General features: G+C 62.5%; 12 protein-coding genes. 4 read left to right on the forward strand and 8 right to left on the reverse strand.

The window, feature by feature from the left end; all coding sequences use genetic code 11:
- Positions 1–7 precede the first annotated feature (7 nt).
- Entirely contained in the window at positions 8–643 is a 636-nt protein-coding gene (locus BRC58_05190; protein PSP17847.1) for a phycobilisome maturation protein, read from the forward strand.
- Between the two features lie 12 nt (positions 644–655).
- Here the strand turns inward: BRC58_05190 and BRC58_05195 are convergent, their stop codons facing one another.
- Together BRC58_05195 and BRC58_05200 are read right to left on the reverse strand one after the other, a co-directional pair.
- On the reverse strand, positions 656–1,528 hold the full coding sequence (locus BRC58_05195) for a glycerol acyltransferase (GenBank protein PSP17848.1): 873 nt from the start codon (positions 1,526–1,528) through the stop codon (positions 656–658).
- A gap of 1 nt (position 1,529) precedes the next feature.
- Positions 1,530–1,901 carry a glyoxalase gene (locus BRC58_05200; GenBank protein PSP17849.1) on the reverse strand — a complete coding sequence of 124 codons (372 nt, stop codon included), beginning with the start codon at positions 1,899–1,901 and terminating at the stop codon, positions 1,530–1,532.
- A gap of 103 nt (positions 1,902–2,004) precedes the next feature.
- Between BRC58_05200 and BRC58_05205 the strand changes: the two genes are divergently transcribed.
- The 3 genes from BRC58_05205 (at position 2,005) to BRC58_05215 (ending at position 4,684) form a co-directional block, all read left to right on the forward strand.
- A complete protein-coding gene (locus BRC58_05205; GenBank protein ID PSP17850.1) occupies positions 2,005–3,192 on the forward strand; it encodes a hypothetical protein in 1,188 nt (395 codons plus the stop codon).
- Positions 3,193–3,239: 47 nt separating this feature from the next.
- The gene (locus BRC58_05210; protein ID PSP17851.1) at positions 3,240–4,082 is read left to right on the forward strand and encodes a cellulose synthase subunit BcsC; all 843 of its coding nucleotides are present in this window, start codon (positions 3,240–3,242) and stop codon (positions 4,080–4,082) included.
- A 224-nt stretch (positions 4,083–4,306) separates the two neighbouring features.
- A complete protein-coding gene (locus tag BRC58_05215; GenBank protein ID PSP17852.1) occupies positions 4,307–4,684 on the forward strand; it encodes a hypothetical protein in 378 nt (125 codons plus the stop codon).
- Between the two features lie 104 nt (positions 4,685–4,788).
- On the opposite strand, the gene BRC58_05220 is transcribed toward BRC58_05215, so the two are convergent.
- The 6 genes from BRC58_05220 to BRC58_05245 all read right to left on the reverse strand — a co-directional run bounded on the left by BRC58_05220 (position 4,789) and on the right by BRC58_05245 (position 10,725).
- Positions 4,789–5,184, reverse strand: coding sequence for a hypothetical protein (locus BRC58_05220; protein ID PSP17853.1), 396 nt, complete (start codon positions 5,182–5,184; stop codon positions 4,789–4,791).
- 135 nt (positions 5,185–5,319) lie between these two features.
- On the reverse strand, positions 5,320–6,738 hold the full coding sequence (locus BRC58_05225) for a mercuric reductase (protein PSP17854.1): 1,419 nt from the start codon (positions 6,736–6,738) through the stop codon (positions 5,320–5,322).
- 9 nt (positions 6,739–6,747) lie between these two features.
- Positions 6,748–7,818 carry a threonine-phosphate decarboxylase gene (locus BRC58_05230; protein PSP17855.1) on the reverse strand — a complete coding sequence of 357 codons (1,071 nt, stop codon included), beginning with the start codon at positions 7,816–7,818 and terminating at the stop codon, positions 6,748–6,750.
- 29 nt (positions 7,819–7,847) lie between these two features.
- Entirely contained in the window at positions 7,848–8,129 is a 282-nt protein-coding gene (locus BRC58_05235; GenBank protein PSP17856.1) for a DNA-binding protein, read from the reverse strand.
- Between the two features lie 264 nt (positions 8,130–8,393).
- Entirely contained in the window at positions 8,394–9,068 is a 675-nt protein-coding gene (locus BRC58_05240; protein ID PSP17857.1) for a hypothetical protein, read from the reverse strand.
- A gap of 673 nt (positions 9,069–9,741) precedes the next feature.
- Positions 9,742–10,725, reverse strand: a complete 984-nt coding sequence (locus BRC58_05245; protein ID PSP17858.1) for a hypothetical protein — start codon at positions 10,723–10,725, stop codon at positions 9,742–9,744.
- Between the last annotated feature and the right edge of the window lie 78 nt (positions 10,726–10,803).

Below are 10,803 nucleotides of genomic sequence, written 5' to 3' on the forward strand. Positions count from 1 at the left end.
GGCAACAATGGGCGCCTCGCCGGTGCAAGAGCGCATCCAGGCCATCGAACGGGCCGATTCGCACCAGAGCCTGACCCAAGCGGTTTGGGCGCTGGCGGCCGATCCCGAGGAAGCTGCCATCCCCACCTTGATCGAGGTGTTGGGCTACAACAATCCCGGCGCTGCCGTCGCAGCCGTGGAAGGCCTGGTGCGCTTGGGCGAGGCAGCCGTCCCCTCGCTATTGGCCCAGCTCGATGGTTACGACTACGGGGCCCGGGCTTGGGCCATTCGGGCGCTGGCACGCATCGGCGACCCGCGGGCGCTAGCCGTCTTGCTGGAGGCAGCCGGCAGCGATTTTGCCCTCAGCGTGCGCCGCGCGGCTGCAACAGGCTTGGGCCACTTGCACTGGAGCCAGCTAGCCGAGCGGGAGCGCGAGCGCGCTCAGCTGCGGGCGCTGGGCGTCTTGCTGGGGGTTGCCCAGGACCCCGAATGGGTGGTGCGCTATGCCGCGATCGCCGGACTGCAGGCCCTGGCGACGGCGCAGCCCCAACTGCGTCGCCAGGCCATCGCGCAGTGCGCCCGCCTCGAAGCCAGCGACAGCGATGCTGCCGTTCGCGCCCGGGCTGCCCTAGCGCGGGAACAGCTGCAACCGGGCAGCAAGTGATCGGGTGGCGCCTCAGCTGGGATCCCGGCCCGGCAAACCGGGCAGCACGCCCTCAAGCCAGCCGCGGCTGGCGTGGCGCTCGCGCACCAGCGCATCGAGCGAGCGCTGCATGGCGCGGCGGACCCGCTCGTAGCAGTCGGCGACGTAGCGGCGATCGTTGGCGGCGGCCCGCCCGTAGCGCGGGAAATAAATGGGCTCGCACCAGCGCAGGTGGATCCGCGCCGGTAGGGGGAAGTTGACAGCCGGGCCGCAGGCTACGCCCCAAGGCAAGCCCAGATAGATGGGAAAGACCCCATCCACGGCCGATTCAATGCCGGGGAAGTGCCAGCGCTCCAGCTGCTCGATGTACCCGCGACAGTCGGTGAGGACGGCGAGCGTCTCGTGCGCGCCCACCGAGATCGCCGGCACGATGGGGACCGCCTCCCGCAGGGCGAGCTTGATAAAGCCGGTGTGGCCGGCCAGCTCGATGCGGTGGCGCTGGCTGTAAGGCCTAAACACATCCTGCGCGCCGCCCGGATAGACCAAAACGGCGGCCTGCCGCCGCAGGGCCGCGATCGCGATTCGGGGCTCAGCCGGGATAGCCCCAAACTGGACTAGCTGCCGGGCAAGCTCGGGCGATTCGAAAGCGCGCGGATGCATGAGCCCGTAGGCCGGCCGCTGGGTGCCGTAGCGGTGGAACCACTCATAGGCCAGCATGTGCGTATCGGGGGCGGCCAGCCCCCCATTGTGCGAGCCGACCGCCAAAAACGCCCCCGTCGCGGGCAGGTGGTGCCAGCCATCGCTCGAGGCGCGAAAGTAATGGCGGTAGAACCACCGCCAGGCGGGCATCAGGGATTGGATCGTGCGCGGGTCCCGGCGCTCGAGCAGCTGCGCTTGCACGGCCACGCTACTGAGGCGATTGGGTAGAAGCGCCGGCTGGCGCGGGCTGCAACAGGCTCAACAGGTGCCCGTCGGGCGAGCGCATGGCGGCCACTTTTCCAAACGGCGGCTCGCGGATGCGCCCCTCCAGTTGCGCCCCTTGCTGCTCCAGTCCCGCCACGGCCGTCTGAATGTCGTCGACTTGAAAGCTCAGAATGGGCGAGCTCCCCACCCTGGGTTCATCGGCCGCGTGCAGCGCCAGGGTCGTGCCGTCGGCCTCGAGCTCGGCCCAATTGGCGCTAGACTGTTTGACGGGCAAGCCCAGGCCGTCGCGGTAGAACGCCAGCGCTGCCGGCACGTCCGCGACCATGAGCATGACGTGCTTGAATCGGGTTGCCATGGCGTGGCTCGGTGCTCGGTTCGCCTCTCCGTTATAGCATCGCGCAGCCGCCCCTAGCCGGCCCGATTGCGCGCGTGCCGGGCAAGGCCAGCTCGCACATGCCATGCGCACCATTGCCGAGATCAACGACAAAATCGCGCGCCAGCAAGCCACCGTTTGGACGGTGGAAGCCCTCAAAGCCCGCGTTGAAGCCGTCGGGGTCAGCCAAACCTATCGGGAAGTCGATATCGCCACCACCGGGACGTTCGAGCCCATGGAGTCCTCGGGGGCGATGCTCAACTTGGGCCACACCAATCCGCCCATCAACATCCGGCAGTGCTGGCTCGATGGCATTCCGGCTTACGCCGGCTTGGGGGCGGTCGATCTCTATCTGGGCGCTGCCACCCCGGCCGATCAGGCCGGCGAAACCGGCGAGAGCGAAGGGCACCCGGAGCGCGGTGGCGGTCATGCCATTGCCGATCTGGTCGCCGGGCGGCAGGTGCAGCTGCGCGCGCTGGGCCAGGTGAGCGACTGCTACCCGCGCGCCTCTTTTGAGACGGCGCTAACCGCTGATCGCGTCAACCAGTTTCAGCTGTTCAACCCGCGCAATCTCTACCAAAACTCGCTGGTCGGGGTCAACGCGGGCGATCGCCCCCTCTATACCTACCTCGGCCCGCTGCAGCCGCACCTGGGCAATGCCGTCTATGCCAACCCCGGCGCCCTATCGCCGCTGTTCAACGATCCCCACCTGGAGCTCACCGGCATTGGCTCTCGGGTGCTGTTGGGGGGCGGCATCGGCTACGTGGTGGGGGAAGGCACCCAGCATTTTCCCCGGCAGCAGCGCTTGGCCAACGGGACGCCCATCGGGCCGGCGTCGACGCTGGCCCTAGCGGGCGATGCCAAGCAAATGAGTCCGCGCTTCGTGCGCGGTTGCTACTTCCAGAACTACGGCCCGTCCCTAATGTTGGGCATCGGCGTCCCCATCCCGCTGCTGCACGAAACCGCCGTCGAGCGCTGCGCCGTCGCCGACAAGGACATCGTGGCGCCTGTGGTGGATTTTTCCATTCCGCGCCGCATCCGACCCACCTTTGGCCTGGTCAGCTACGCGCAGCTCAAAAGCGGCCGCATTTCCCTAGAGGGCAAAACCGTTCGGGTGGCACCGCTAGCCAGCATCCCGCGATCACGCGAGATCGCCCAAACGCTCAAATCGCAAATCGAGGCCGGCCAATTCACCTTGACCGAGCCGGTAGCCCCCCTACCGCAACAGCGCTCGTTCAACCCGCAGGGCGGAACCCAAATGGCGCTCGAGTGACCGAAAAAACGCTAGCATGAGGGGCCCAAGGACGCGGTTGCGCCGTTATGAGCAGCTCATCCAAGCGCCGCATCTGGATTTACGCCACGCTGGCAGTCGTCGTACTGGCTTTTGTGGGCATCTCGGTCCTACCGCTCGTTGGGGGCGTGTTTTCCAACCAGCAGGCGCAGACGCGCAATGCCTCGGGCGGCAATTCGGCTTCCCCCGAGGAACTGGCCGCCCGCGCCCAAAACTACCAGCGCGTCCTAGAGCGGGAGCCCCAGAACGTCAATGCCTTGCAGGGCTTGGTGCAAGTGCGCCTGCAGCAAGGGAAACTCGAGCAGGCAGTCCCACTGATTGAGCGGCTGGCACAGGCCAATCCCGAGCAGACCCAATACCGCGTGTTGCTGGCCCAGGCCAAGCAACGAACGGGGGACATTGAGGGTGCCATTCAGGCTTACCGCCAAGCGGTGGAGGCCCAACCGGGCAATACCGAGGTTCTGCGCGGCTTGGTTGCCCTGCTACTCCAGCAAGACCGCGCCCCCGAGGCCATCGATCACCTCCAGCAAGCCTTGGACGCGGCACGAGCCCAAGGGGACGATGCCAACGTTGCCACGCTGCAGCTGCTTCTGGGCCAGGCCCGCGCGCAACAGCAACGCTACGAGCAAGCCGTCGCTGCCTACGATCGCGCGATCGCGGCTGGCGACGAAAGCTTCCGACCGTTTTTGGGCAAAGCCCTTGCCCTGCGGGCGAGCGGCCAAGACACCAAAGCCAAGTCGGCGTTCCAGCAGGCGCTCTCGCGGGCCCCAGAAAACCGCAAGGAGCGCATCGAGCAGTTAATGACCCAATCCCAATCGCCCCAGCGGGCTCAGCCATCGCCGGAGCAAACGCGGCCTGATTCCGAGCGTTGAGTCAGCCGCATTGGATTGCGCGCTGTCCGCTACCTTTGCGCTTAAAGGGCGAGATAGGCGTTTGGCTCGCTCGGGGACAAGGCCAGCTTGAGGGAGCAACCGGGCTTTTTTTGAGCGGATCTGAAGTCAAGCTGTTAACCGTATTTGCGCCTCCAAAAGCACGATTGTAGAATTCTGTTGTCGGTTTTGAGGCGATCGCCATGCGAGGAGCATCCGCAATCTTAGTGCGCGTGGCAGCTGGCTTGGCTGTTGCCCTATGGGGCTTATCAAAGCTTATTTTTCTGCCTGATTGGGTGGGCGCCTACCAGAACTTTTATGCCACCATTCCAGGGGTAGTAGTTACGCTGCTTGGCATCGTCCAAATCCTAATTGGCGCTGGAATCGTTTTCGAGATCTACCGCAAGCCTGCCGCTTGGATTGGCGTTGTTTTTGCAGTCGTCAACTTATTGAATAGTCTATTCAAGATCGATAATATCGCTCAGCTTGGTCCTCCACCGCCCTGGGGAGTCAAAATCATTTGGTTTTTCTTCGATCCGCTGGTAATTTTGCTGCTGCTAATCGGCGTTGCCTATATGCCCAAGCCTGCTAGCGAGGGGGAGTGAACGTGCAGGTCCTCTAGCAACCGCCGGCTGGCGGATTGGTCGAGCTCAACGCTTTGTTGGGGGGCTGCCAAGGGCAGCCCTTTTAAACGGCCGAGCTGCCCCATCTAGCGGTCCAGCGCTAGCTGCTCGGACTCGCGCTCCAGCATCCGGACCAGGTGATCGTCGCCGCTGGCTTGGGCGACCTGCCAGCGCCGTTCCCAATTACGGCGCAAGGCCTCCCAATAAGCTTGCGAGGTTGCCTCCGCTGCTGCCGCCGGCTGCTGTCGTTGCGTAGCGGCCGCCAGCGCTCGCTCGCGCGGGCTCCGGGTCTCTACTGTCGGTGCCGTGCTGTAACGGATGCCGCGGTAGTTGAGATGCGTTTTGGACCTCAGCTGCGGGACGTGCCGCGGGTACTGGTAGCGCCAGTACTGGCCGCGGTACTTACCGCCAATTTCTCCTTCAGTCACATCCAGCTCTGCCGGCGGGCGCTCGTAATGGACGCCGCGATAGACAAGTTTCATGGCGCTACTCCCTCTAGCAATCGGTTTTGCTAGCTGGCTTCTTATAACAAATTGTAGAAAATCGGATTGTATTGAACTTGACTAAAACGAGCTTGCCAAGGGAGCAGCCAGCGGGGCTAGCGCCCATGGGGGGGTCTAACGCGCGTACTGGCGGCGCAGCTCGAACCAGCGATCCAGGCAGCCCCGCAACCGCGGCGCTTGCGCCAGGCGGTGCGCCGGCCACTGCTGCGCGGTCTGCTGGACGATCTCAATTGCGCCCAGCCCGGTCAGGGCCAGGCTGGCCAGGGCCCCAATCTTGTGGTTTTGCTGCAGGGCGAGTGCCACGGGCGCGATTGCCTCGCCAGCGTGGGGGCCGACAATGTGACCGCCCAGCAGGGTGCCATCGCGGCGAACGATCAGCCGGCAAACGCCAGCTTCCTCGCCCGAGGCCAACGCGCTCGCAACGCCGGCAAACGACTGCTGCAGGACCGCGACTTTAGCCCCATAGCGGCGGCGGGCTTGCCGGGCCGTCAGGCCCACCCGCGCTAGGGGCGGATCGGTGGGGACGACCCAGGGGACGCGGCGGTAATCGGCCCGGGTGGGGGGCCAAAACAGGGCATTGTTGAGCGCAATGCCAGCTTCGTACTGGGCCAGGTTGGGCAAGGCATAGCCGCCCAAGACGCTGCCGCAGGCATAGATGCGCGGCTGGCGGGTCCGCAGCGTGCTATCTACCCGAATGCCGCCGGCGCCAGTGCTAACGCCTGCGGCCTCCAGGTTTAGCCCGGCCACGTTGGGAGCTGCTGGGGTGGCCAGCACGACTGCCTCAGTTTCCCAGCAGCGATTGCCGGCTTGCAAGGTCAGGCTGTTCCGCCTGCGCTCGCAGCGCGTTAGGGGGGCCTGCTCCAGCACGCGCACGCCCTCAGCTTCCAGGCGGCCGCGAACCCATCTGGCGGTGGCCGCCTCTTCAGGCGGCAGCAGCCGCGTCTCGCTGCTCCAGCTCACCGCATGCCCCAAGCGCGCCAGCACCTGCGCAATTTGCGCGCCGCAAGGCGTTCCGCCCACAACCGTGACGCGCTGCGGCAGGGCCTCCAGTCGGCCGGGCTGCCACAGATCGGCGGGGGTCAGGGCCTCAACCTGCCCCATGCCCGCAACCGGCGGCGTGCTGGGCAAGCTACCGGTCGCAACCAGGTAGCGCCGCGCTCGCAGCGTCCGCCGCTCGGTCGCCAGGGCCAACCGCGGGGTGCGCTGGAAGCGGCCGCTCCCCTGAATGCAATCGATGCCCTGCGCGGCCAGGACGGCAGGCCCTTGGCGCTCGCGCAGGGCCGTCAGGGTTTCGCGGGCCCAATGCAAGCTGGCTGCCGGCGAGGGTGCTCCCTCGCTTCCCTGCAGCGCTTCCCAGTATTGGGCGCAGTGGCTCGCCTGCAATAGGGTTTGCGGCTGGAGTGCCAGATCGCGCTCGCAACGAGCGTCCTGGCTGAGTAAGGCTACCCGGGCCTGGCGCTGGGCAGCAGCAGCAGCGGCAAAGCGGCCGGCGAGGGTATCGCCCACCACGACCAGGTCGTACTCAACGGCCATGAGCGGCCCTCACGCGGTGACCTCAGTCAGGCCATCCAGCAAGCGCTGGTTGTCGCTGGGCGAGCGGACCGCCACCCGGAAAAAGCGATCGCCCAACTCCGGGAAGCTCAAGCAATCGCGGATGGCAATGCGGTGGCGGCGCAGCAGGCGCGCTTGCAGCTCGGAGCCGGGTTGCTGGGTACGCACCAGCACAAAGTTAGCTGCGCTTGCCAGCGGCTCTAGGCCTGGAATGGCAGCCAGGCCGCGATGCAGGCCATCGCGGGCGGCGGCCAGCTCGGTCCGCGTCTGCTGTTGGAAGGCAACATCGCCAACGGCGGCTTGCCCGGCTACATCGGCGAGTCCGTTGACCGGCCAGGGGTCGCGCCACTGCTGCCAGCGCCGCAACCGCTCGGGATGCCCCAGCGCATAACCCAAGCGCAGGCCGGGCAGGCTGTAGAACTTGGTCAGCGATCGCAAAACGACCAGATTGGGATAGTGCGCCAGCCAGGGGACCAAGGTGGGCTGTTGGGCCGGCGCTAGGAACTCCATAAAGGCTTCATCCACCACAACCAACGACCCCGCTTCCAGGTGCGCCCGGATGGCTTGGGGCGAGAAGCATTTGCCGGTGGGATTGTGCGGAACGTTGAGCAACAAGCCGCGATCGCCCGGCTCGGGAACGGGCAATGCAGCCGCGATCACGCGGTCGGCACTCGCCGGGAGATCGAGCCCATGCCGCTCGATCCGGGCGCCGGCAGCATTGAGGGCGCGCTCGTAATCGGCAAATGCCGGGGTGACGACTGCAACCGCCGATTGCTGCGCCAAATCCCAGGCGGCCCAAGTGAGCAACTCGGCAGCGCCATTTCCTGGTAAAATCCAATCTTGTGGCAACTGGTGCCACTCAGCTAGCGAGGCTCGCAATCGCGCGTAGTCGGGATTGGGGTAGGCCGCCACCTCATTCAGGTGTGCCTGGAGGACTTCCATGACCCTTTGAGGTGGGCCGAATGGATTAATGCTAGCAGAGAAGTCTAGAATAAAAGTGGGCGAGCAGCTCGCCACAGCTGCCGCCCACCTCAAGTTGCCACCGTGAACGGGTCGGTTCACGCTTGCAAAGTTACCCGGAGTACGATGGATTAGGACTTAGGTGACACTTTGTCTTTAAACAGCTTGCCGGCTGAGAACGCAGGTACCCGGGTCGAGGGAATCTGCATCTTGTCGCCGGTTTTGGGGTTGCGGCCCTCGCGCGATTTGCGCTCGCGCGGCTCAAAGGAGCCAAACCCGACCAAGGTGACCTTCTCGCCATCGGAGACGGCCTCCATGATCGTGTCGAGCGCAGCGGTTAGGACCGCATCCGCCTGTTTTTTGGTGACGGTAGCCTTATCGGCTACCTGATCCACTAAATCGCCTTTATTCATTGGGCAAACTCCTCGTCGAACACTGCTCCTCAGCATATCGGGCGTGGCACCGCTATTGCGACTGTCACGCCCGAGATCTAAAGGCTGCTTAACATTTCCGTTCGTTAGGCAAAACGCTGAAATGCCGATTCGCCCTAGATCTCACCGCCTCATTTTAGCCGCTCTAGCCGAGTTTGGATCGCTCAAATCCGCCAATCGCTGTAGATCCAGCGCATTTTAAAGCCTGATTTGACAAATATAGCGCTTTGTGTTAACCAGGGTTTGCTAATTTGGCTCAGGTGCCGGCGCTTGCTCAGCGGGGGGCTGGCGCAGCATCTGGCGCGCTTCGGGGCTGGGCTGGAAGGAGCTGCGCGCTTGGCCTCGTTCGTTGTCAAGAATCTGCGGCGTTACGACCACAATTACCTCGCGGCGCTGCTGCTCGCGTTCGGTGCTGCGGAACAGAGCGCCGAGTAGCGGAATATCGCCTAGGATGGGCACTTTGGAGACGGTGGTGCGGTCCGAATCTTGAATGATGCCCGATAGAATCAGCGTTTGACCGTCGCGCAATCGGATCTGGCCTGACTCTAGCGTCCGTTTCTGCAAAAGCGTTATCTCGCCTGCTTCCGTGGATCTAGTCTCAAACGGTGAGGAGATAGTTGGATTGACAGCCATTCGGACAAAACCGTTATCGTCGATTTTTCCAATAGTCACTTCTAACTTGATACCGGCTTCCTTGATGATAGGCTCTTCAATCACCTCGGATACTACGTTACCAGCCTCATCGGTACTAACATCAACTGTCCGCTCAACCCCACCAAAGACTTCTTGAACCAGACTAACGGTTGCTGTATTTTCTTCTTGAAGTGTCAGCATTGGATCGGTCAGAATTTTGGCATTATCACTTTCAATTTCTGCTTCTATAGCAAAACTACCTGATTCGTGAACGGAGAGTGCACCCATACTTAAACGCCTAAATTCTCCTTCTCGAGGGACTTTTGGAGATTTGTATCGCTGGCAACTAACGTTCACGTATGGTCTACAACTGCTATAGTATTCCTAGAAGCTTGCGTGGCAATTCAGCAATACTCTTTGGTAAGTCCTCTGGAGAAGGCGGGCCTTCAGTAACCCGTCCTTGGTTGACCGGTATCCGAGTGCCGAAATTAAGGGCTGCCGCTCCTTCATCGCTCACAAAAAAGCTATCGTTGATTCCAAACGAGAAACTGCTGCTTGCATTATTGGTTTCGAGTAAGTCGACGTCAACAACTTTGACATCGACCGAAACCTGACGGCGCCGGGCATCTTGTTGTTTTAAAAGCGAAGTTGCACGTCCGATCAACCTTGGTGGGCCAACCAGAGTTATGGCGTTCAGTCGCTCATCTGTAACGGCCGTTAGGTCTTGCAGTAATGAAGGTCCTTCTACTCCATCAGGTAGTTCCGGTACTTCAACGCTGGTTACTGTTTCTTCTTCGCCTTGATCGGTAGCACCTTCTCCAAAACCAGCAACTTGCCTTCGGTTTCCACGATCTTCACCTGCGCCACTCATACCAATTCTCGTGGCTTGTGCACTAGATTGCGATCTACAAAACCCCTTCAATATGGGAGTCATGTTCTTTGGTAAGCGTGCATTCGCTGCTCAAGTTGGTATCACACCACCTATTATTTGTTCTCCACCTCCCCCATCACTTTCTCCTCTTTGGCCGGTCTGAAACTCCACCTCTTTAGTGACGCGTCGGGTAGAGGCGCCGTGGGCTGTTAGAAAAGTCGCTGCCCGCGCGACATCTACTTGATTGAGGCGCAGCGTACGCGTGGCAATATCTTGGATGGCCTGCGGCAAATTGGCCCCCACAAAAACCGTATTGCCGCGGCGGTTGGCTTCTAAGCCCGAAGCTTGCAGGACAGCGTTAAAAACCGCTTGAATGGGTTCGTTTCTTAAATCGAGCGTAATAGTCTGCTCGGCCCCAGAAGCTTCGCCCTCACCGCTGCCACTGGGACTTTTATAGACCAAGCCCAGATCGGCCGATCGCACCAGGAGCCCGAGCACCTCGCGCACGGGCGATTCCTCGGTCACGATGCGCGGAACGCGCAGGTCCGAATCCAGCTCGATTTGCTTGGGCGGCGAGTCAATCTCCGAGATGGCAATGTCGCCCACCGGGGGTGCCTGGGCGCGTGATCGCGTAGGTTGTTGGGACGATCGCGCTTGCTGGGAGGACTGCTTCTGGGATGTCTCAATGTCGGGGTTAGGGACCATGACCTTGCCATCGGACCCGGCGGTGCCTGAATCTGCTTGAGCGGAGCCCCCCGCTTCCGCCCGGCTGCCACCGGGCGAGAAGGACAAGGTTAAGCGTCCTTGCTCCTGGGAGCGCACCTGAGGTTGCGGCGCCCGATCTTGTCCTTCGACCGCCACGCGGAGGCTGTCGTTACCGAATTGGCTGGTACCAATTTGAGCAGTAGATGCACGTTTTTCAAAGAATATGATTCCTATATTGAGGGAGGTTTGGAGGTCGAAATCTAGTGCAAAAGCCACGAGAATTGGTATGACGCGAACGGAGCGGATCCCGGGTAGCGGATTGGAGCGGCTAACGGCTTCCCGATCGCCTATAGCAGTCGTAGACCACATGTGAACGGAGCTAGCTTGTTGGGCAAAACCTGGGGCTCTCTCGAACTGGGGATCGAAGCTCTCAGAGACAAGCCCACT

The sequence above is a fragment of the Cyanobacteria bacterium QS_8_64_29 genome (genome assembly GCA_003022125.1).
Lineage (GTDB): Bacteria > Cyanobacteriota > Cyanobacteriia > Cyanobacteriales > Rubidibacteraceae > QS-8-64-29.